The sequence below is a fragment of the Sphingomonas sp. GW821-FHT03E12 genome (assembly GCF_059420685.1).
This window is the reverse complement of the sequence record NZ_JBWKUF010000006.1, coordinates 147814-169663: the sequence shown is the minus strand read 5'-3', so window position 1 is coordinate 169663 and position 21850 is coordinate 147814. Positions and strand designations below refer to the sequence as shown.

Annotated in this window: 15 protein-coding genes; 9 read left to right on the top strand and 6 right to left on the bottom strand. The window is 65.1% G+C overall.

Translation table 11 applies throughout. From position 1 onward, the window contains the following. Positions 1-11 precede the first annotated feature (11 nt). The 9 genes from AC07TU_RS18725 (at position 12) to AC07TU_RS18685 (ending at position 12279) form a co-directional block, all read left to right on the top strand. Positions 12-713 carry a winged helix-turn-helix transcriptional regulator gene (locus tag AC07TU_RS18725; protein WP_495189446.1) on the top strand — a complete coding sequence of 234 codons (702 nt, stop codon included), beginning with the start codon at positions 12-14 and terminating at the stop codon, positions 711-713. Beyond that, complete coding sequence (locus tag AC07TU_RS18720; protein WP_495189445.1) at positions 713-1006, top strand: DUF6958 family protein; 294 nt, start codon at positions 713-715, stop codon at positions 1004-1006. Before AC07TU_RS18725 ends, AC07TU_RS18720 begins: the two co-directional genes overlap by 1 nt. A 106-nt stretch (positions 1007-1112) precedes the next feature. Further along, positions 1113-2117, top strand: a complete 1005-nt coding sequence (cobS, locus tag AC07TU_RS18715) for a cobaltochelatase subunit CobS (protein WP_495189444.1) — start codon at positions 1113-1115, stop codon at positions 2115-2117. A gap of 10 nt (positions 2118-2127) precedes the next feature. Next, positions 2128-3960 carry a cobaltochelatase subunit CobT gene (gene cobT, locus AC07TU_RS18710; RefSeq protein ID WP_495189443.1) on the top strand — a complete coding sequence of 611 codons (1833 nt, stop codon included), beginning with the start codon at positions 2128-2130 and terminating at the stop codon, positions 3958-3960. Then, positions 3957-4235: a ribbon-helix-helix domain-containing protein gene (locus AC07TU_RS18705; protein ID WP_495189442.1), complete on the top strand. Its 279-nt coding sequence runs from the start codon at positions 3957-3959 to the stop codon at positions 4233-4235. Before cobT ends, AC07TU_RS18705 begins: the two co-directional genes overlap by 4 nt. A 57-nt stretch (positions 4236-4292) precedes the next feature. Beyond that, on the top strand, positions 4293-6776 hold the full coding sequence (locus AC07TU_RS18700; RefSeq protein WP_495189441.1) for a TonB-dependent receptor: 2484 nt from the start codon (positions 4293-4295) through the stop codon (positions 6774-6776). Positions 6777-6855: 79 nt separating this feature from the next. Further along, positions 6856-7539 carry a Fe2+-dependent dioxygenase gene (locus AC07TU_RS18695; RefSeq protein ID WP_495189440.1) on the top strand — a complete coding sequence of 228 codons (684 nt, stop codon included), beginning with the start codon at positions 6856-6858 and terminating at the stop codon, positions 7537-7539. Between the two features lie 216 nt (positions 7540-7755). Next, entirely contained in the window at positions 7756-7971 is a 216-nt protein-coding gene (locus tag AC07TU_RS18690) for a hypothetical protein (protein ID WP_495189439.1), read from the top strand. Between the two features lie 78 nt (positions 7972-8049). After that, complete coding sequence (locus AC07TU_RS18685) at positions 8050-12279, top strand: RHS repeat-associated core domain-containing protein (protein ID WP_495189438.1); 4230 nt, start codon at positions 8050-8052, stop codon at positions 12277-12279. A gap of 339 nt (positions 12280-12618) precedes the next feature. Here the strand turns inward: AC07TU_RS18685 and AC07TU_RS18680 are convergent, their stop codons facing one another. From AC07TU_RS18680 to AC07TU_RS18655, 6 genes are all read right to left on the bottom strand, one after another. Then, positions 12619-13500 (bottom strand): FAD:protein FMN transferase, encoded by an 882-nt coding sequence (locus tag AC07TU_RS18680; protein ID WP_495189437.1) that lies wholly within the window; start codon positions 13498-13500, stop codon positions 12619-12621. Between the two features lie 89 nt (positions 13501-13589). Continuing rightward, positions 13590-14420: a DUF4198 domain-containing protein gene (locus tag AC07TU_RS18675; protein WP_495189436.1), complete on the bottom strand. Its 831-nt coding sequence runs from the start codon at positions 14418-14420 to the stop codon at positions 13590-13592. Positions 14421-14435: 15 nt separating this feature from the next. Then, positions 14436-14939: a DUF2271 domain-containing protein gene (locus AC07TU_RS18670; protein WP_495189435.1), complete on the bottom strand. Its 504-nt coding sequence runs from the start codon at positions 14937-14939 to the stop codon at positions 14436-14438. A 12-nt stretch (positions 14940-14951) separates the two neighbouring features. Beyond that, positions 14952-15599 carry a PepSY-associated TM helix domain-containing protein gene (locus AC07TU_RS18665; protein WP_495189501.1) on the bottom strand — a complete coding sequence of 216 codons (648 nt, stop codon included), beginning with the start codon at positions 15597-15599 and terminating at the stop codon, positions 14952-14954. A 145-nt stretch (positions 15600-15744) separates the two neighbouring features. Further along, on the bottom strand, positions 15745-20361 hold the full coding sequence (locus AC07TU_RS18660) for an NAD-glutamate dehydrogenase (RefSeq protein WP_495189434.1): 4617 nt from the start codon (positions 20359-20361) through the stop codon (positions 15745-15747). A gap of 165 nt (positions 20362-20526) precedes the next feature. Continuing rightward, positions 20527-21804 carry a PAS domain-containing protein gene (locus AC07TU_RS18655; RefSeq protein ID WP_495189433.1) on the bottom strand — a complete coding sequence of 426 codons (1278 nt, stop codon included), beginning with the start codon at positions 21802-21804 and terminating at the stop codon, positions 20527-20529. Positions 21805-21850 lie beyond the last annotated feature (46 nt).

Sequence of the window (21850 nt, the reverse complement as noted above, 5' to 3'; positions counted from 1 at the left end):
CAAAAGCAACCATGAAGTTAGAAAAAGTGACTAAAGAGGAAAAAGTGGCGGAAAAGCGCTGGTATGACGATGCGTGCGGCACTGCGCTGGCGCTGGAGTTTCTGGGCGAGCGCTGGTCGATGCTGATCGTGCGCGAGCTGATGCTGGGGCCGCGCCGCTTTGGAGAGTTGAAGGCCGACCTGACCGGGATCAGCGCCAATGTGCTGACCCAGCGGCTCGAAAGCCTCGAACAGGCCGGCGTCCTCATGCGGCGCAAGCTGGCGCCGCCCGCCAATGTGCAGGTCTATGAGCTGACGCCCTGGGGCTATGAGAGCGAGCCGATCTTCCAGGCGACGGGGCGCTGGGCAACGCGCTCGCCGCGGCATGATCCGACACTGCCGCTCTCGCCCGTCTCGGCGATGCTGTCGTTGCGCACGATGATCGATCCCAACCGGCCGGACATCCGGATGACGATCGGTTTCCGCTTTCCGGGTGCGTCGTTCGTGGGGAGGCTCGACCGGCATGATCTGGCGATCACCCCCGGCAGCGCCGATGACGCGGACGTCGTGTTCGAGACCGACACCACCCGCTTCGTCACGCTCGTCTACGGCAAATGGCCGTTCGAGGAATCCGAGGCCGAAGGGCGGCTGAAGCTGATCGGCGACCGCGCCAAGGCGCAACAGTTCGTCGACCTGTTCGCGCTGCCCGAGAAACTAACCCCTGGAGACGCATGATGGCCAAGCCCGAACGGATCGAGATCGAGAATGTCCTTCAGCCCGGCAAGACCTATCGGGTCGAGGCAGGCAAGTTCGCGGCGATGCGCGATGCGATGCTCGCCGTGCTTCCCGCCGAAGCGCCGGGGCTGACCCCGGGCGAGATCAAGGCGGCGGTGCTGTCGCGCCTGCCCGAGGATCTGTTTCCGGGCGGCGACAAGGCCGGGTGGTGGATCAAGGCGGTTCAACTCGATCAGGAGGCCAAGGGCGTATTGGCGCGATCGACGGCGCCGGTGCGGCTCTATCGGGCCTGAAGGATCGGGCGGATCGGGCACGGAAATGATGCGGCGCGGCACAAGTGTCTCGACTTGGGGTCGCGCTGGGGGCTAGGGACTGCGGCGACTCTTCGAAGGCCCTGCCATGACCGACATCCCGAACACCCAGCCCGACAGCCGGGAAACCACGATCCTCGAAGCGCCCGACAAGCAGGTAAGCGTACGCGACCTCTTCGGGATCGACATCGACATGCAGGTGCCGGCGTTCAGCGAGGCGGACGAGCGCGTCCCCGATCTCGACCCCGCTTATGTGTTCGATCCCGACACCACGCTCGCGATCCTGGCGGGCTTCGCGCACAACCGCCGCGTGATGGTGCAGGGCTATCACGGCACCGGCAAGTCGTCGCACATCGAACAGGTGGCGGCGCGCCTGAACTGGCCGTGCATCCGCATCAACCTCGACGCGCATATCAGCCGTATCGACCTGATCGGCCGCGATGCGATCGTGCTCAAGGACGGGCAGCAGGTCACCGAGTTCCGCGAGGGGCTGCTGCCCTGGGCGATCCAGACGCCGACCGCGCTCGTCTTCGACGAATATGATGCAGGCCGTCCCGACGTGATGTTCGTGATCCAGCGCGTGCTGGAGACCGAGGGCAAGCTGACCCTGCTCGACCAGAACCGGGTGATCCGCCCGAACCCCTATTTCCGCCTGTTTGCGACCGCGAACACGGTGGGCCTGGGCGATACGAGCGGGCTGTATCACGGCACGCAGCAGATCAACCAGGGCCAGATGGACCGCTGGAACATCGTCGTCACGCTCAACTATCTGCCCGCCGCGACCGAGGCGCAGATCGTGCTCGCCAAGAGCGGCGACTATGACAAGCCGGGCGGCAAGGAGCTGGTCGAGAACATGGTCCGCGTCGCGGACCTGACGCGCCGCGGCTTCATCAACGGCGATATCTCGACCGTGATGAGCCCGCGCACGGTGATCACCTGGGCGCAGAATACCGAGATATTCAAGGATGTCGGCTTCGCCTTCCGCCTGTCGTTCCTGAACAAGTGCGATGAGGCGGAGCGGGCGCTGGTGGCGGAATATTACCAGCGCGTGTTCGGCAAGGATCTGCCCGAGAGCGTGGTGGGGAAGGCGTAAGCCGGCCGCCATGGCCACCGACTCTCCCCTCGACCAGTTCAAGTCGGTCCTGACCGGGGCGACGCGCGCGCTTGCCAATGAGCCGGAGATCGAGCTGGCGTTTACCGCGGACGCGCCCACTCAGTCGGGGCGGCACATCAAGGTGCCGATGCCGGGCCGCAACTTGCCGCCCGAACAGGTCGCTGAGGCGCGCGGCTTTGCGGACGGCTTCGCGTTGCGCATGCGGCTGCACGACGCAGCGCTGCACCAGAAGCGCGCGCCAAAGGAAGCAGTTGCGCGCGCCGTGTTCGATGCGGTGGAAACGGCGCGGGTCGAGGCACTGGGATCGCGTGGCTATGCGGGGATCGGCGAGAATCTGGATCATGCACTGCATATGCGGATGCGGTCCGATCCGATCAGTCGTGCGCGCACGCGCGACGAGGTGCCGCTGTCCACCGCGATCCAGCTGATGGTGCGCGAACGGCTGACCGGGCGCGAGGCGCCGGCCGAGGCTGCGCTGGGCCTTGCACTGGTGCGCGACTGGATCGAGGACAAGGGCGGCGCCGATCTGGATGCGCTGGCGCTGGCGATCGACGATCAGGCGGCGTTCGCCAAGCTGGTCGGCGACCTGCTTGAGGATCTCGAACTGACCGAGGGTGATCTGGTCCCCGACGAAGCCGATGAGGGCGGCGGCGAGGACGAAGGGGCCGAGGAGCAGGAACAGGACGAAGGCGAGGACGGCGAGCAGGACGGCGAGACCGGCGAGGGTGAGGTCGAGGCGCGCGGCGAGCAGAACGAAGCCGAGACCGAGGACGGCCAGGAAAGCGAGCAGGAGCAGGGCGAGTTCGACGACGCCGAAGGCGAGCCGGGCGACGAGGGCGAGGAAGGGATGATGCCCGTCCGGCCCAATCGCCCCTGGTCCGATCTGCCGCCGCAGTTCGACTACAAGGCCTTCACCACGCAATATGACGAGGTGATCGCCGCGACCGAGCTGTGCGACGAGGAGGAGCTGGAGCGGCTGCGCGCCTATCTCGACCAGCAGCTGCTGCATTTGCAGGGCGTGGTCACCAAGCTCGCCAACCGGCTCCAGCGGCGGTTGATGGCGCAGCAGTCGCGCAGCTGGGACTTCGATCAGGACGAGGGGATGCTCGACGCGGCGCGGCTGGCGCGCGTGGTGGTCAACCCGATGCAGTCGCTGAGCTACAAGGTCGAAAAGGACGCCAAGTTCCGCGACACGGTCGTCACGCTGCTGATCGACAATTCGGGATCGATGCGCGGGCGGCCGATCTCGATCGCGGCGATCAGCGCCGACATCCTTGCGCGTACCCTGGAGCGGGTCGGGGTCAAGACCGAGATTCTCGGCTTCACGACCAAGGCGTGGAAGGGTGGACAGAGCCGCGAGAAATGGCTCGCCGAGGGGCGGATCCCGCAGCCGGGGCGCCTCAACGATGTGCGCCACATCGTCTACAAACAGGCCGACGAGCCGTGGCGGCGGGCGAAAAAGTCGCTCGGCCTGATGATGCGCGAGGGGCTGCTCAAGGAGAATATCGACGGCGAGGCGCTGCTATGGGCGCATCACCGGCTGATCGCACGGCCGGAGGATCGCAAGATCCTGATGGTGATCAGCGACGGCGCGCCGGTCGACGACTCGACACTGTCGGTGAATAGCGGGTCGTATCTGGAGCGGCATCTGCGGCAGGTGATCGGCTGGATCGAGCAGCGCTCGCCGGTCGGGCTAGTCGCGATCGGTATTGGCCATGACGTAACGCGCTATTACAGCCGCGCGGTGACGATCATGGATGCCGACCAGCTGGCCGGCACGATGATCGAGCAGCTGGCGTCCCTGTTCGACATCGACGCATGATCGAAGCCCCGCCCGGCGGGTTTCAGGGGCCGGTCAAGCGGTCGATCACTATCGCGGGGCACCCGACATCGATCAGCCTGGAGCCGGTCTTCTGGGCTGCGCTCGAAGCTGCGGCAGCGCATCGCGGCCTGCCGATCAATGCGATCGTTGCCCAGATCGACCATCTGCGCATCGGTGCGGAGGATCCCCCAAATCTGGCGAGCGCGATCCGCAGCTGGCTGTTCGGGCTGCGACAAAATTGCGACACTGATGAAAATGATTCGCAACTTCGTTGACTCTGCGAACGACTCTCAATAGCTGGCCCCAAAATACATAAGGCTAAAGGGGCCAATATGACTCGCACGACTTCCGACGGCCGCAAGGCTGCGCCCGCCTTCCTCGCGCTCGCCGCAGTCGGCTTCATCGCCTCGGCGCCCGCGCACGCCGCGGATCCGGTGGCGGGTGAGGACACCCCGGCCCAGCAGCGCGACGATGTGGTCGTGATCGGCCAGGACACGGCGCCGGAGCAGGAAAGCCCCAAGGCGACCGCACCGCTGCTCGACACGCCGCAGACGGTGACGGTGATCAGCGACCAGACGCTGCGCCGCCAGAACCTGCTGACGCTGCGCGACGCGCTGGCCACCGTGCCGGGCATCACCTTCGGCGCCGGCGAGGGCGGCGGCGGCTATGGCGATTCGATCAACCTGCGCGGCTATTCGGGCAGCAACGACATCACCGTCGACGGGGTTCGCGACAGCGCCCAGTACAGCCGCACCGATCCGTTCAACCTCCAGCAGATCGAGATCGTCAACGGCGCCAATTCGGTGTTCGGCGGTTCGGGCAGCGTCGGCGGCACGATCAACCTGGTGTCCAAGACGCCGCAGGCCAGTGACCTGACCATCCTTCAGGCCGGGATCGGCACCGACGACTATTATCGTGCGGCGGTCGACAGCAATGTGCGCGTCAACGAGCTGATCGCGGTGCGCCTGAACGCGATGTACCATCGCAACGACTATCCCGGTCGTGACTTCGAGAAGTATCGCCGCTGGGGCGTCGCGCCGTCGATCACCCTGGGGATCGAGGGGCCGACCAGCCTGACGATCGCCTACGTCCACCAGCGCGACGACAATATTCCGATCTATGGCGTGCCGTTCTTCCGCAACCAGCTGAACGCTGGCGCGCTGCCGGGATCCGACACCAGCGACTATTATGGCTATCGCAACCTCGACACGCAGGAAACGACGGTCGACCGGCTGACCGCGACGTTCCGGCACCAGTTCAGCGACGGCCTGTCGGTGCGCAACCTCACCCGCTGGCAGCGGGTCGGCCAATACAGCCAGACCAGCGCGCCGCAGGGCACCTTCTGCCTGGCCGGCACCGGCCTGCAGCCGGTACCCGCCAACGGCACCGCGACCACCGGCATCGGTTGCACGACGTCATTCACCAACGTCGTCGATTCGGCTGGCGTGTTCCGTACCGCCGCCAACCCGCTCACCGTGACGATCGCGCCCGGTTTCTGGCAGCCCTCGGGACCGCGCGGGTTCGTGCGCGACCAGGAGAACCAGCTCTTCTACAACCAGACCGATCTGCGGTTCGTGACCGGCGAGGCAAACCGGCTGCGTAACACGCTGGTGGTCGGCGCTGCCTTCGCCTGGGAAGACTATAGCATCGAGACGGCGTCGCTTACGCGCGACGCGCTGGGCCGGCAGGTCGTGCTGCCGCAGCAGAGCATCGTCAATCCGACCGGCATCTATACCGGCCCGATCAATTACACGGTGACCGCGCGCTCGCGTGCCAGCACCAAGAATCAGGCGATCTACGCGTTCGACACGCTCGAGATCGGTTCGATGTTCGAACTCAACGGCGGCGTGCGGCTGGAGTGGAACGATGCGACCTTCCGCAACGTGCCGCTCGCTTCCTATCCGCCGGGCACGACGCCGCTGACGGCGCTTCAGGCCGCACCGCAGCGCAGCGACGAGCGCCTGTTCTCCTACCGCATCGGCGCGGTGTTCAAGCCGTCGGCGAACAGCAGCCTCTATGCGGCATTCGCCAATTCCAAGACGCCCTCGTCTTCGACGGTGCGGCTCGGCTGCGGCGTGATCGGTGCCGGCGCGAACCAGGCCGATCCCTGTGCGGTCGCGCCGGAAACCGCGCGCAACTACGAGATCGGCGGGAAGATCGAGCTGATGAACCGCAAGCTGCTGCTGACCGCGGCGGCGTTCCGCAACGAGCGCAGCAACTTCCGCGTGGCCTCCAACGATCCGGCACAGCCGGTCGCGTTGCAGGTGCTGGACGGGCGGTCGCGGGTCGATGGCATCGCGCTCGGCGCAAGCGGCTTCATCACGCCCGAGTGGCAGATCTTCGCCAACTACACCTATCTCGATGGCGAGATCCTTCAGGCGACGTCGAACTTCTGTCTCGCCAATCCGGGCGCGACCGGGTGCGGTAACAGCGCGGCCAATCGCGATCCGCAGCGCGGCAATTTCATCGTCCAGACGCCGAAGCATTCGGGCAGCCTGTTCACCAGCTATCGCCTGCCGTTCGGCCTGGAGCTTGGCTATGGGTTCACTTACCAGGGCAGCTTCGCGCTCAACAATGCGACGCTGGCCAACCCCAACCAGTATCGGTCGGACGACTATCTGGTCCATCGCGCGTTCCTTTCCTACGCGATCACCGACGGCCTGACCGCACAGCTCAACGTCCAGAACTTCACCAACGAGAAGTATTTCACCAACATCCGCAACAACATCAACACCACCTCCGGTGCGGTGACGGGCGGCTGGGCGATGCCGGGTGAAGGACGGTCGGCGGTGCTGAGCCTGTTCTACAGCTTCTGAACAAGGGGGAGGAGCGGGTGCGGTCCACCTGTCCCCCGGACCGTTGCCCGCTCCCACCCCTTGAGGCTAGACCAGTGCCATGATGATCGCGATCCCCGAGCTGTTGGACGCCGAGACGGTGGCGAAGGTGCGGGCGATCATCGATGCGGCCGACTGGGTCGACGGCAACGTCACCTCCGGCCACCAGTCGGCCCTGGCCAAGAAGAACGAGCAGCTGCCGGAGGGAAGCCCGGCAGCGCTTGAGGCCGGGGGCATCATCCTTGATGCCCTCGGCCGTTCGCCGCTGTTCTTCGCCGCGGCGTTGCCGCTGAAAGTCTTTCCGCCGCTGTTCAACCGCTATGGCGAAGGCCAGACCTTCGGCACGCATGTCGACAATGCGATCCGCATCAGGCGCGGCAGCGAGTTCCGGATCCGCAGCGACCTGTCGGTTACGGTCTTTCTAGAGGATCCCGCCGCCTATGATGGCGGCGAGCTGGTGGTCGAGGACCATTTCGGCGAGCAGCGGGTGAAGCTGCCTGCCGGACATGCGGTGGTCTACCCCTCATCCAGCCTGCATCATGTGACGCCGGTGACGCGCGGCGTGCGGGTGGCGAGCTTCTTCTGGCTGCAATCGATGGTCCGCGACGATGGCGCGCGGCGCATCCTGTTCGACCTGGACGGGAGCGTGCAGCGGTTGAGCGGTCAGCTGGGTGGGGAGGATCGCAGCGTGATCGAGCTGACCGGCGTGTATCACAACCTGCTGAGGCGCTGGGCGGACGCCTGAGCCGGTCTCCAATGCCGGAAAGTCGCGAACGTCGCCCGACTGCGTCATGGCACCGCGAATCCAACAAATTCTCAGACTCGTATGAAGTCGTGTTGGAATAATCCAACATGCTGGCAAGTCACTGCCGCGGCAGGACTATTCCCGCCGTAAGTATTTGTGCTTGCAATGTTGGAATTCAAATGTTCCTAGAATGTTCCTCAATGGCGGAGTGGGAACATGAAGAACGTCAGGACCGGCGCGGTGATTGCGATCGCCGCATTGACGGGGCTCGCGGTCGCGGCTGCGAGCGAGACCGTCACCTATAGCTATGACGCGCGCGGCCGGCTGGTCGCGACGAAACACAGCGGGACGGTGAACAACAACGTCCAGTCCAACTACACTTACGACAAGGCGGATAACCGCACCAACAAGACGGTGACCGGCGCGCCGTAACGGGCGCGCATAGCAGCCAGAAGCTGAGGCCGGGTCGCGAGCGATCGCGCCAGCCACGATTCAAGATTGGAGTAATATATGACGACGAACCCAAGGTTCGGCGCGCGTGGACGCGCGTGCCTCAAATCCCTGCTTGCAGCATCGACCGTGCTCGCGGCCGGCATGGTCGCCGCGCCGGCGCTGGCTCAGGAGGCCAGCATCGTTGCCTATCCGGTCCGCCAGTATCCCGACGAGAACGGCGTCGATCTTCTGACCGGCACGTTCACGGCTAACAGTCCGGGGCTTACCGTTGGCGACCAGGAGACAGGCCTTACCTACATCCGGCAGATCCGTGCCAACAAGTATCGCGACAGCATGATGGGCTCGATTACGGTTTCGGGGAGTACATACACGGTCGCGATCGGCTCCGCTTCGGAGCAGTTTACCTTGGCTGGCAGCACGTTCACACCGGTTGAGCAAAATGGATCGACGCTCACCTCGAGCGTTGCCGGAACCCAGTTTACTTATACTCGCGCAGACGGAACGGTGGCTACATTTGCCTTCCGTCCGAACAACTTCGGCATTGCACAAGGTATCTGGATAGACAGTCTGGCATATCCGACGGGTCGGAGCCTTATTTTCCACTATCACGATGACAGCTGGACCAATGAACGCGGTGTGACGCGTCTGGGCAGGCGTCTGGCAGCTGTAACCAGCAACAATGGCTGGCACATCAAGTTCAACTACGAGAGCGACGATCCGCAGGACATGGTTTCCTGGGGGCGTATCACCAAGGTGTCCGGCCTCAACACGCTAACCGACAGCTGTCTGCCGTCCGCCTTGTCCTGCTCCGTTCCGGGCAGGCCGGAGCTCACCGTGTCCACCCCTGCTGGCGGAACGCACGAATATACGGATAGTGAAGGGCGAACGACCCGTTTCACGATTTCCGGAAGCGATGTGACGGGCATCCGGTTTCCCGGCAGCGCGAGCGACGATGTCACCGTTGCCTACACGTCCGGGAAGGTGAGTTCGGTCACCAACCGCGGGGTGACGACCGCCTATGGTTTTTCGGATGCATCCGGCATCCGCACGGTGACGGTCACCAAGGGCAGCAACCCCGCGCGAACGGTCAAATTCGACATCGCCAAATCCCGCATGACCTGGTCGCAGGACGAACTGGGGAAGGTGACCGAATATGAATATGACGCCAGTAATCGTCCAAGCAAGGTCATCGCGCCCGAGCTGAATTTCGTTCAGTTCGGCTATGATGCGCGTGGCAACCTGACCGAGACGCGTCGGCGCGACAAGGCGGGGGACAGCGCCAACGACATCGTGACGAGCGCGGCCTATCCCGCATCGTGCACCAGCGCGATCACCTGCAACCAGCCGTCGAGCACGACCGATGCGCGTGGCAACACGACCGACTACACCTATGACACGACGCATGGCGGGGTGCTGACCGTTACCGGTGCGGCGCCGGTGTCAGGGGGTGACCGGCCGCAGACCCGTTACGCCTATACGCGGCTCGACGCCAACGGTGCTTCGAGTGCGACCGGCATCTACAAGCTGACTTCGGTCTCCGCATGTGCTGCCGGAGCGGCGCCCGGCTGCATCGGCACGGCGAACGAGAGCAAGACGGCGATCGTCTATGGGAGCAATCTCAACGCTGCATCGGTAACGAGCGGCGCGGGTAACGGCAGCCCGAGCGCGACGCAGGCGATGACCTATGACGCGGTGGGCAACCTGTTGACGGTGGATGGCCCGCTTGCGGGAACAGCCGACACCACGCGGGTACGCTACAACGCCGTGCGCGAAGTTGTGGGTGTTGTCGGGCCGGATCCGGACGGCGCCGGCGCGTACAAGCACCAGGCGTCGCGCACTACCTACAACGCCAAGGGGCAGGTCACGAAGAGCGAGACCGGCGCGGTCGATAGCCAGTCGGACGGCGACTGGGCGGCGTTCGCGCCGATACAGGCGGTCGAGACGGGCTATGACGCCAACGCCCGGCCGGTCGAGCAGAAGCTGACCGCGGGCGGGACGACCTATCAGCTTGCGCAGGTGAGCTACGACACGGTCGGCCGGGCTGAATGCGTAGCGCAGCGGATGAACCCGGCGGCGTTCGGATCGCTGCCTGCCTCAGCCTGCACCCCCGGCACGGCTGGCGGCAACGGACCGGATCGTATCGTCAAGAACCATCATGACGCCGCGGGCCGGGTCATCCGCACCGAAAGCGCGGTGGGTACGGCCGATCAGGCGGACGAAGCCGTGGTTACGTTCACCGACAACGGTCAGGTTGCGACTGTTGCCGACGGCAAGGGCAACAAGACGACCTATGAATATGACGGACATGATCGTCTCAAGAAGACGCGCTATCCCGATCCCACGACAGCCAGCGCCAGCTCGACCACAGACTATGAGGAGCTGGGCTATGATGCCGGTTCGAACGTCACCAGCCTGCGCAAGCGCGACGGGCGGTCGATCGCGTACGGCTATGACGCGCTCGACCGGCTGACGAGCCGGACCTATCCTGATGGCGGGGCGCGACCGGTCTACTATGCCTATGACCTGCGCGGACTCCAGACGGCAGCGCGGTTCGATTCCGCGTCGGGCAGCGATGCGGTGCTGAGCGCATGGGACGCGCTTGGACGCCAGACTTCGAGCACCACCAGTATGGGCGGAACAAGCCGTACGCTCACCCAGGGCCATGACGCCAATGGTAACCGAATCTGGATCACCCATCCGGATGGCCAGTATTTCGACTATCACTATCATAGCAACGGCCAGCTCTATTTCGCGCAGCACAATGATGTGACGCCGCTGTTCTACCCGACTTACGACGCGGCGGGGCGTGTCGCTTCGTTGCTGCGATTGAACGTCCCGGCGTGGAATTGGACGTTCGGAACCAACTTTGCCTATGACGGCGTCTCGCGGCTGTCGAGCCATGGGCATGTGTTCACGAATAGCGGCGCGAACGTCACCACGTCGCTCACGCACAATCCGGCCAGCCAGATCGCGACGCGTGCGCAGGACAATGACGATTACCGGTTCACCGGCTTTGCGAACGTCAGCCGCAGCTATGCGGTGAACGGGCTCAACCAATATACCGGTGCGGGCGGCGCGACGCTGACCCATGACGCGAACGGCAACCTGACCTCGGACGGGACGACCAGCTACACTTATGACATCGAGAACCGGCTGACGGGCACCAGCGCCGGCGTGACGCTGACCTACGACCCGCTGGGGCGGCTTGCGCAGACCTATGGTCCGAGCACCGGCACGACGCAGTTCCTGTATGACGGTATTGCGCTGGTCGCGGAATATGACGGGTCGGGCAGCATGCTCAAACGCTATGTCCACGGGCTGGGCGTGGACAATCCGCTGGTGGAATATGTGGGCGCCGGTACCAGCGCGCCGCGCTACCTGTTCCCGGACCAGCAGGGGTCGATCATCGCGATCGCCGACGCCAATGGCAATCGGATCGCCGTCAACAGCTATGACGAATATGGCGTCCCGGCGAGCGGCAACACCGGGCGGTTCCAGTATACCGGTCAGGCGTGGATCCCGGAGCTTGGCGCTTACTACTACAAGGCGCGTATCTACAATCCGGCGCTGGGGCGGTTCATGCAGACCGACCCGATCGGGTACGGCGATGGGATGAACCTGTATGGGTATGTTGGTGGTGATCCGGTTAATTTTGTGGATCCGCTCGGGCTGAAAACGGAGTGGCCGCAATGTCCCGAGGGTTATAGCGATGCCGACGAGTGTGAAGTCAAAATTGGTAAAGGTGGGTTCTGGCTACCGGGTTGGAGTTGGGTACGTAGTTGGCCGGGCGGTGAGGATGGCGGCCGTAGTGTTACGCAACGGCTTCTGGGCGATCTTTTCGACGGTCTCTCAGCGGTGGTTACGGATGCAATCTGCGCGCTGCCTCCCTTGGAAGCTACAGTTGGTGGAGATGCGTACTCTCCGATTGTCGGAGCGAGTGCCGGGTTCGGTGGCTCTCTTGATCTTAGTACGGGTCAGCTTCGGTTTGTTACAACGGGCGCATTAGGCGTTGGCGCAGGCGGCGGCTTGGGAGTGTCGGCGGGTCCTGGGGATAGGCAGGAGGGAACTTCGATCTCTTCCAATATTACAGGGGGCGCGCTTGTGACTCTCACGATGACTAAGCCAAGTGACAGTTTTAGTAAGCCTATTGACAATTTTAAGAACTTTCAAATGCCAGATAGATTTGGCGGTCTTGCCACGGGTTGGGGTGCAGAGGCTGGGTTGTGGGCAAATCAACAAGTTAAATACACGTCAAGTCCAACCAGGCCGCTCTACAGGATTTGTTGATATGTTGTGGTTTTCCAAAATATATATAGTATTGTCGCCGATTTTTGCGATTATATCAATGTATTTCAATAGTGTTGTTCTGACTTATGTCGTATTTTCTCTAATGGTAGTGTGCTCTGCTATAGTCATATTTGGATTCTGCGTGAAATGTGGAAAGCTGATTGTGCGCATGGATTTCTTATATGGGAAATTTCCGAGCGACGATGCAGTTAGTATATGTAGATCCTGTTCTACAAGTGATAAATAGGGGTTGTTATTTATCAGGCGATCTATTTTCTTAATGAATTTATGTAGTTGGTGTAAGTATTCTTTGAAAGTTTTGTTATAGATCCGGTTGATCTACTGTCGCGTTAGAAGGTGTGTCGTTACTCCTTCTAGCGCGACAAGTGTTTTTCCCTCAGATATCCCGAGGGTAGTCATGACACTCGCCCAGGCGTCAGCCTGGGCGCAGTCGCGATGGAGGGCGGTGGCGCTAGCAATCCCGTTAGTCGCCGGCCGACCGGTACGCGGATCGAGGGTATGACTGTAGGTCGTGCCACCCTCCACGAAATTCCGCCAATAGTCCCCCGACGTCGCCACGGCCATCCCGTGCAGCGCAATCCGCAACGGTTCGGCGTCCACGCCCGGCGGGGTCTCGACATCGACCCACCAAGGCTGGCCGTCGGGCTGAATGCCTTCGCCGACCAGCTCTCCGCCGATCTCGACCAGGAAGTCGAGGCAGCCCATGGCCTTCAGCCGGGCGGCGACCGCATCGACGGCATAGCCCTTGGCGATGCCCGAGAGGTCGAGCCGGACGGGGCGGGTGAGGCGGAGGCGCAGGAGCAGGGGATCGAAGTCGATCGCGTCGTACCCACATAGGGCGCGGGCGGCTTCGATCTCGGCTTCGCTGGGCAGGGCGGCGCCCAAAGCACTTCTAGGCCCGGGCGGGCCGAAACCCCACAGATCGACTGCCACGCCCATCGCCGGATCGAATGCGCCGCCGGACTTCTCGGCGATGTCGAGCGCGATCGTCATCACCTGTGCGAATTCGGGGCCGATGCGGTGCCAGGTGTTGGGCGGGGAATTGTTGATGCGGCTGAGCTGTGACGTCGGCTCCCAATGGCTCATCTGGGCGATGATGGTGGCGAGCACGCTCTCGATCGCGGCCTGAACGCCGGCGGGCGGGGCGACGATCTTCGCGGACCAGGTGGTGCCCATGGTTTCGCCGCCGAACGTCTCCACACGTGCATTCGCCCGCCGCCTGTAGAAGGCTGCGGGCGAAATCTCGTTCGGGATGATGATCCGGGGTTCGCGGGGCGCCTTGAGGGTGGTCAGGGGGCCATTACCTCGAGCGTCGTCACATAGCTGGCGCGGCGGGCGCCGGGAGCGGGCGCTGCGCCTTCCTCGCCAGCGGGGCGCGGCGTGGTGACGTTGATCCAGTACATGCCGGGATCGCCCCACTTCACCACGACCTTGCCGTCGGCGCCGGTCTTGAGGTCCTGCTGGTTGAGCTGGTTGCGGTAGCGGATGCCGCCCGGGATGACGGTGACGGGCAGCCCCGAAGCGGGCTTGCCGTCGAGCAGGAACTGGAAGGTCGCGGGCTCGCCCGAAACGAGGTCGTTGGGGTGGGTGACCGGGACCAGCTCGATACCCTTGCCGGTGGGCTTGAACACGGTGGAGGTCGGCTCGCCCGCGGTCACGAAGATCTCGTTGCGGTTGCTGGACTCGGTGGTCTTCACGTCGGTCGCGCCGGCGGGGATGGCCGCGGCCAGGTTGGCGGTTGTGGTGCCGCGGGGCAGCCGCTTCTCCTCGCCATTGAGCTTGTACGTGCCCATAACGCCGTCGATCGCGTAGAAGATTTTGTAGGTGCCGCGCTTGCCGATCTGCACGTCGAAGGTGGTGCGGTAACGGCCGGTGGCCTTGTTCTTGACCTCACCCGGCGTGCCGTCGGGCAGCAGCACGCTGACATCGGCGCGCATCGGCTGATGCTCGAAATAGAAGAGGTCGTTGGAGACCGCGGCATCGACCGTGACCCAGACGTCGTCGCCTTCGCCCGAGACGACGGTCATCGATGGGAGCATCCACTGGCGGTGGGCCTGGACGGCGGCAGGAACGGTGATCGCAATGCCCGCGGCGGCGATCAGCAGGTTGCGGAACTTCATCAGGCTATCCCCTTGTTAGCGCTTGACGGTGAGGGTGACGGCGCCGAGCTCGGACGTGCCGGCGGCGCGGGCGGTATCGCCCTTGGGCAGCGAGAAGGGCAGGCGGAGCAGCTCGCGGCCGCCGACTTCGCGTGCGGCCTCGACGACCAGCGTGTAGTTGCCGGGGGCTAGCTGCGGCTTGAAGCTGAGTTTGTGCGTGCCGGGCGCCTTGGTCGCGCCGGTGACGCCTGCTGCGGGGAACTTCATCGTGCGGCCGGAGACACGCCACCACTGGCGGATGTCGCGCAGCCATTTGGTGCCTTCATTCGCTTTCATGTCGTCGTCGTAGAAGACGGCGAGGGTCTTGGCGGGCGCGCCCTCCTTCTCGATCCAGATCGCGACATAGGGCCGGTGATATTCGGCGACGCTGAGGCGCGGGATGGTGAGGCTGACGTCGAGCGTCTGCGCCGCCGCCATGCCGGGGGCGAACAGGCCCGCGCCGATCGCGGTGGCGGTCAATCCGGTGATGCGAAGCTGCATGACGGCGTTCCCCTAGTGGATGAAATAGATGGCCAGGATGGCAGGAATGATCAGGCCCGCGGCGACCAGCGGCCAGGTGCTGGGCCGGTGGCGCGCATGGAGCTGGAGCAGAACGAGGCCGGTGAGCGAGAAGATCACGCAGGCGACGACGAAGATGTCGATGAACCATTTCCACACGGTGCCGGCGTTGCGGCCCTTGTGGAGGTCGTTGAGCCAGGCGATCCAGCCGCGGCTGGTGCTCTCGTTGGTCACCTCGCCGGTCTCCCGGTCGATCGCGACCCAGCCGTCGCCGCCGGGACGGGGAAGGGCGAGGTAGATCTCGCCCGAGGACCATTCGGCCTCACCTGTGGCGCGGGTGACGGGGAGGTTGGCCTGAACCCAGTCGGCAACGGGCTTGGGCAGGGGCTTCTTGGCGTCGGGCGCGTCGTCGGGCTTGATCGTCGCGAGCAGCGGCGCGGGAAGCTGTGCCTTCTTCTCGACCGTGACCGGCGATCCCTCGATCTCCGCGGCGTGATTGAGGGTGAAGCCGGTGATCGCGAACAGCAGCAGGCCGATCAGGCTGATCGCAGAGCTGACCCAGTGCCAGGTGTGAAGCTGCTTGAGCCAGAAGGCTTTCCGGCTTTTCTTGCGAGGGGCCGGTTTGGCGGCGGTGCCGTGCATCGGGCGAGGTCGTTCCAATTGCGAGTCGCTCGCGGGATTAGCGAGAATGATTCGCAATTACAACGTGTGTGAGGTGCCGATTCTACCCGAGCGTCGCCGTCACCCCAGCCCTGTGCCGGGGTGACGGTTGATGGCGCCGGGACGCCTACCGGCCCAGCAGGACGCGCGCCTGCCCGGCGATCTGGGCGAGCATCGCAGCGTTGGGCGACGATGCCTTGCGCGCGCGGTTCACCAGTGCGGCGAACTGGGCGACGCGCGGGCCGTGGTCGGCAAGCCAGCTATCGACCGCGGCGCGCGGATCCTTGCCCTCGGCACGTGCGAGGAACTCGAGACGCAGCTGCTGGAAGTCGCGCGCGAGGCCCGCGATCAGCAACCGCTCCCACGGATCGCCCGCAACGATGCGCGCGGCCACCGCCTGTGCCCAGTCGAGGCCAAGCTCCTGGCCCAGATGGGTGAAGGCGTGGGTCAGTTCGGTCTCGTCGATGCCGCGGCGCTGGCCGAGATCGGCAAGGCCGACCGCACCGTCGAGCTCGAAGATGCGGACGATCTTGGTGACCAGATCGTGCGGCGCGCCGGCTTCCTCAAGCTTCGCGGCGATGCGGCCCGATTGCGCGCGCGCTTCGTCCTTGAGCAGCTTCTTGGTCTGGCGGTCGAGGCCGGCGATGCCGGGCTTGAGGCGCGCAATCAGTTCGCCCGGCCCTTCGTCCGGACGATCGACGCGAAGCAGATCGGCAATCTGCGCGCGCGTCGCGACGGCGACCTCGTCGAGCAGCGCAAGGCGCGCCTGTTCGCTGATCGCTGCGGTCTCGATCGCTGCCCAGATCGCGGGCAGGCCGAACAGCCGCTCGGCGACGACGAACATCGCGGCGATGTCGCGCAGCGAGGCGCCTTCCTCTTCGGCCAGCTCGAACGGGTGCAGCACGCCGAGCCGGTTGACGATGCGGTTGGCGAGCTTGGTCGCGACGATCTCACCGCGCAGGCGATGCTCCTCGATCGGCTTCTTGAACTTCTTCTGCATCGCCGGCGGGAAGGCGGCGATCAGATCGGGTTCGAGTTCGGGATCGAGGCCGAGATTATCCTCCTCGATGGCATCCTGCAGCGCGAGCTTGGACGTAGCGAGCAGCACTGCGAGTTCGGGCCGGGTCAGGCCGCGGCCTTCCTGCGCGCGGCGCAGGAAATCCTCGTTCGAGCCGAGGCCTTCGACCGCGCGGTCGAGCCGGCCGGCGGCTTCGAGGATCTCGATCACGCGCACGAAGCTCGGCACCGCGACCGCGCCGTCATTCTCGAGGAACGAGAGCGCGAGCGTCTGGAGGCGGTTATCCTCCAGCACCAGATGCGCGACGTCGTCGGTCATGCTGGCGAGCAATGTGTTGCGATCGTCGATCTTCAGGCGGCCCTCAATCACCTCGCGGTTCAGGGCGATCTTGATGTTCACCTCGTTATCCGAGCAATCGACGCCTGCGGAGTTGTCGATGAAGTCGGTGTTGAGGCGGCCGCCGCGCAGCGAGAAGGCGATGCGCGCAGCCTGGGTGACGCCCAGATTCGCGCCTTCGCCGATCGCGCGGGCGCGCATGTCTTCGGCATTGACGCGCAGGCGATCATTGGCGGGGTCACCCACCTCGATATGCGCTTCGGACGCCGCCTTCACATAGGTGCCGATGCCGCCGAACCAGATGAGGTCGACGGGCGCCTTGAGGATCGCGGAGATGAGCGCGTTGGGCTCCATCTCCTCGGCATCGATGCCGAGCACTTCGCGGACCTGCGGGCTGAGCTTGATCACCTTCTCGGTCCGCGCGAACACGCCGCCGCCCTTGGAGATCAGCGCAGGGTCGTAATCGGCCCAGCTCGACCGCGGCAGCGCGAACATGCGTGCACGCTCGTCCCAGCTTGCGGCGGGGTCGGCGGGGTCGGGATCGAGGAAGATGTGGCGATGGTCGAACGCCGCAACGAGCTTGATCGCCTTGGACAGCAGCATGCCGTTGCCGAACACGTCGCCCGACATGTCGCCGCAGCCCGCGACGCGGATGCTCTGCGTCTGGACGTCGGTGCCCATTTCCAGGAAGTGGCGCTGGACGCTGACCCACGCGCCCTTGGCGGTGATGCCCATCGCCTTGTGGTCGTAGCCGACCGATCCGCCGCTAGCGAAGGCGTCGCCCAGCCAGAAATTCCGCTCGATCGCGATCGCGTTGGCGACGTCGGAGAAGGTCGCCGTGCCCTTGTCCGCGGCGACGACGAAATAGGGATCCTCGCCATCGAGGATCGCGACGCTGTCCGGATGGACGACCTTGCCGCTGACGATGTTGTCGGTGATCGACAGCAGCGAGCGGATGAAGATGCGGTAGCTTTCCTTGCCCTCTTCGAACCACGCGTCGCGATCGATCTGCGGCGAGGGGAGCTGCTTGGGATAGAAGCCGCCCTTGGCGCCGGTCGGCACGATGACGGCGTTCTTGACGCGTTGCGCCTTCATCAGCCCGAGGATCTCGGTGCGGAAATCGTCGCGCCGGTCGGACCAGCGCAGGCCGCCGCGTGCGACCGGGCCGGCGCGCAGGTGGATACCCTCGACCCGCGGGCTGTAGACCCAGATCTCGCGCCAGGGGAGCGGCGCGGGAAGGTTCGGCACCTTGGCGCTGTCGAGCTTGAACGCCAGCGCCTCGGCCGCCGCCGGGGCAAAGGCGTTGGTACGCAGCGTCGCACGGATCACCCCTGCGATCGCGCGCAGGATACGGTCGTCGTCGATCGCCGACACGGCATCGAGACCAGTCGCGATGGCGGCGTCGGCGGCCTTGATCGCATCCGCGCTGCCCTTGGCCCGGGCAGGATCGTGCGCGGCGGCGAACCGCTCGACCAGCGCCGTGGCGACGGCCGGCGCGCGGCGCAGTGCTTCGACTACGGTGACGAGCCCATAGGTGAGGCCGGTCTGGCGCAGGTAGCGGAACCAGGCACGGAGAAGGACCACGGACGCGGGCGCGATGCCCGCCTCAACGATCAGGCGATTGAAGGCGTCATTCTCCGCGCGCCCTTCGAGCACGGCGGCGATCGCGTCCTCAACGGTCGGGATTTCGCCCTTGAGCCTGGCTTCACCGCTCAGCTCGACTTCGAAGTCGTGGATATAGGCGCCGGTTTCACCCGGGAGTGCGGTCGGCAGTTCCTCGATCACGCGGAAACCGAAATTCTCGAACACCGGTACCGCATCCGACAGCGGCAGCGCACCACCGAGGCGATAGAGCTTGATGCGCAGCTTGCCTGCCTGCTCGAAGAAGCGGACCGATCGCGCGCCGGCATCGGCGAGGCCGGCGATGCGGACGATGTCGCGCGCGGCTTCTTCCGGCGGGTTGTTGTTGCGGTAGCCAAGCGGGAAGGCGGGGGCATGGCGCAGCGCGAGCCGTGCGGCACGGGCGGCGGCAAGGCCGTCCTCGATCAGCGCGGCCTCGACCGCGGGCAGCCAGCCGCGAACCATCCGCTCCAGCTCGGCGTCGAGCGTCGCGGCATCGGGCATGCGGCCCTCGCCGCGCAGATCGAGCGTGTAGCGCAGCAGTGCGACCGGCCCGTCCTCGAGCGCGATCGACCAGCTGATCTGGGTGGCATTGGCGGCGCGCTCAAGCATCTCGCCGATCGCGACGCGGCGGCCGGTCGAGACGTCGTCGCGCGGCAGCCACACAAATGCGAAGAGGTGACGGCCGAGCGCGCTGCGGACCAGGATGAGCTTCGATCGCGGCCGGTCGGTCACCGACATGGCGGTGAGCGCGATCTTCTCCAGCGCTTCCTGCGGGAAGGCGATGGTGAGATCGTGCGGGAGACCGGTCAACGCATGCGCCAGCGCCTTACCGGTATGGCCGCGCGGGTCGAAGCCGAACTTGGTTTCGAGCGAGGACAGGCGCGCGCGCAGCAGCGGCACTTCATCGGGCGTCGAATGGAGCGCGGCGCTGGTCCACAGGCCCGCATGGATCGACAGGCCGGTGACCTTGCCGCCATCGCGCAGCGGCACGAGCACCAGATCGAGCGGTGCGCGGCGATGGACGGTAGAGATCAGGTTGGACTTGAGCAGCAGCGGCGGCTGTCCGCCCTTTTCGAACCACTCGACCGCGAGTGCGCGCGAGGCATCGGCGAGCAGCGGCGTGTCGAGCTTCATGCGGCAGATGCCGGCGGCGTCGGTGACGCTGCCATCGACATGCCAGGTCTCGTGCCCGACCAGGGTCATGCTGCCGCCCTGGAACCAGCGCAGCAGCGAAGCGCCCTCAGGATCGCCGACGCGGTTGGCGTCGTCACTCATCGCCCGGCGCAACTCGGGCCAGTCGGTCACTGCGGCACGAACATGGCCGAGATTGCGTTCGAGGTCGCGGACAAGACCGGTGCGGTCGCGCGCATCGGCGCGCTCCAGTTCCATATAGACCATTGATTCGCGGGCGCCGCCGGCACCGATGCCGGTCAGAGCGCCGTCGCCGGTGCGTTCGACGGCGACAACGGGATGGATCACGCGGCGGATGGCAATGTCGTGGGCAGCAATGGTGGCAGAGATCGAATCAACGAGGAAGGGCATGTCGTCATTGACGACGGCAAGGCGCATCGTGCGGCTGTCCTCGCCAAGACCGGTTTCAAGCGCGATTCCCGGTACACCAGGCGGACGGGTCGCGGCGGCCTCCGCGACGAACCGGGCGGCAACGGCGCGCTCGGCATCGCCGAACCCCTCTAGCTCTCCCGGCAGGGCTCCATCGGTAAGACGCGCCTGCAGCGCATCGGCGAGCGACTTGATCGGCTTGCTCATGCCCGCGGGCTATGCGCCGGGATTCGGCGCGGCTCAAGGCTTGCTGCACTGCAACGTGACAATTGAGACGAAGTTGCGATGTCACCGGTGACATTCGATACAAAGATGCGCGGCGCGCGCGGGACCGCTAAGCTCGTGTCGATGCCGTTACGGGAATTGCGCGGGTCAGGCCGCGGCTTTGCGCACCACGCGTTCGGCGAAGGCCGCATCTCCCTCAACCTTGGCCAGGATGTCGAGCATCCCGTCGCTTCCGGCACGGGCCAGCAGGACGACGAACTCCGATTCGCCGGCCTCGATCTCGACATGGGCGAGCGGCGGACGGCTGCGCAGCTCTTCGGCGGCGCGGGCATAGACGTCGGGCTGGGGTGCGGGCTTGCGGAGCGCGCGCTCGTTCTTGACGATCGCCTTGATCCCGCCCGGTTCCGCGGTGAGGAAGGCGTCGAGCCCGCCTTCGCCGACTTCGTTGCGGCGTGCGTTGTTCATCACCGCGGCGAATTCGGTGAGGCGCGTCTTGTCATAGCCTGCGCCGAAGACGAGCTTTGCGGCGGCGGTCATCGGCGCGCGCGCCTGAACGGTGATCGATGCGTCGCTGAGCAGTTCGGCATAGGCGTCCGCGTCCGACTCCGCGGCGCGCACGAAGTCATAGGCACGCGAAAGCGCGCGGTAGAGTGAGGCGTGGCTGCGGATATCGGCGGCGCGCGCCATGGCGGCGCTTTCGCGCGCAAGCATCAGGCGGCCGGCGAGCGTATCGGGGACGGCGGCGACGTCGTCGTGCGGAACCGCGGGTTCGACGGCTTCTTCGACGATCGGTGCGCTGGGGCCATCGGCCCAGACCGGCGCGGCGGCGGTCGGCGGCGGCGCGGCGCGGCGGGCTTCCTCGACCTCGCGTTCGAGCTTGGCCTGGGTCTCGGCGTCGACCATCTCCTTCCAGTTGATGACGCCGTAGATGAAGTCGATCGTGTCCTCGTCGGACGAATAGGGCATCAGGATGCCGCGATAGAGCGTGTTGTGGCCGCGCTGACCGACGAATTCGGCCTCGAAGCCAATCGGCGAGCGATTGGCGATGATCTGGAGATAATGATCGGTCAGGCGCGAGAGCAGCGAGCGGGTAGGCACTTCGCCGACATGGGTGATCAGGTTGGTGACCCCGCATTCCTCGCGAAGCGACGCGCCGAGATAGCGGATCGCGGGATTTTCGACACCGCCACTGAAGTCCAGCAGCACACTGTGCGGGCCAAAATCGGCGATGCTTTCGGGATCGAGATCCTCGATCGACGGATAGGCGCGTCCGCGCAGCAGCGATACCCAGTGATTATATGCGCGCACATGCATCCGGCGCTCGTCGGTCCCGATATCGAGCCGCTGCCGGCCGTCACCCGAATCGCCGACGCCGGTGTCGTCGTGGCCGGTTTGGTGGCGGTCTTCGAGTCCGCGGGTGTCCATGCGCATGCTCCACAGAGGGCAGTTGCCCTTGAATATCCCGAGTCTG

Bases quoted from the DNA above. Each gene is read 5' to 3' on its own strand.
- AC07TU_RS18655 (WP_495189433.1), bottom strand. From the start codon at position 21,804: ATGGACACCCGCGGACTCGAAGACCGCCACCAAACCGGCCACGACGAC.
- AC07TU_RS18690 (WP_495189439.1), top strand. From the start codon at position 7,756: ATGAAGAACGTCAGGACCGGCGCGGTGATTGCGATCGCCGCATTGACG.
- cobS (WP_495189444.1), top strand. From the start codon at position 1,113: ATGACCGACATCCCGAACACCCAGCCCGACAGCCGGGAAACCACGATC.
- AC07TU_RS18695 (WP_495189440.1), top strand. From the start codon at position 6,856: ATGATGATCGCGATCCCCGAGCTGTTGGACGCCGAGACGGTGGCGAAG.
- AC07TU_RS18675 (WP_495189436.1), bottom strand. From the start codon at position 14,420: ATGAAGTTCCGCAACCTGCTGATCGCCGCCGCGGGCATTGCGATCACC.
- AC07TU_RS18725 (WP_495189446.1), top strand. From the start codon at position 12: ATGAAGTTAGAAAAAGTGACTAAAGAGGAAAAAGTGGCGGAAAAGCGC.
- AC07TU_RS18685 (WP_495189438.1), top strand. From the start codon at position 8,050: ATGACGACGAACCCAAGGTTCGGCGCGCGTGGACGCGCGTGCCTCAAA.
- cobT (WP_495189443.1), top strand. From the start codon at position 2,128: ATGGCCACCGACTCTCCCCTCGACCAGTTCAAGTCGGTCCTGACCGGG.
- AC07TU_RS18660 (WP_495189434.1), bottom strand. From the start codon at position 20,361: ATGAGCAAGCCGATCAAGTCGCTCGCCGATGCGCTGCAGGCGCGTCTT.
- AC07TU_RS18665 (WP_495189501.1), bottom strand. From the start codon at position 15,599: ATGCACGGCACCGCCGCCAAACCGGCCCCTCGCAAGAAAAGCCGGAAA.
- AC07TU_RS18720 (WP_495189445.1), top strand. From the start codon at position 713: ATGGCCAAGCCCGAACGGATCGAGATCGAGAATGTCCTTCAGCCCGGC.
- AC07TU_RS18705 (WP_495189442.1), top strand. From the start codon at position 3,957: ATGATCGAAGCCCCGCCCGGCGGGTTTCAGGGGCCGGTCAAGCGGTCG.
- AC07TU_RS18670 (WP_495189435.1), bottom strand. From the start codon at position 14,939: ATGCAGCTTCGCATCACCGGATTGACCGCCACCGCGATCGGCGCGGGC.
- AC07TU_RS18700 (WP_495189441.1), top strand. From the start codon at position 4,293: ATGACTCGCACGACTTCCGACGGCCGCAAGGCTGCGCCCGCCTTCCTC.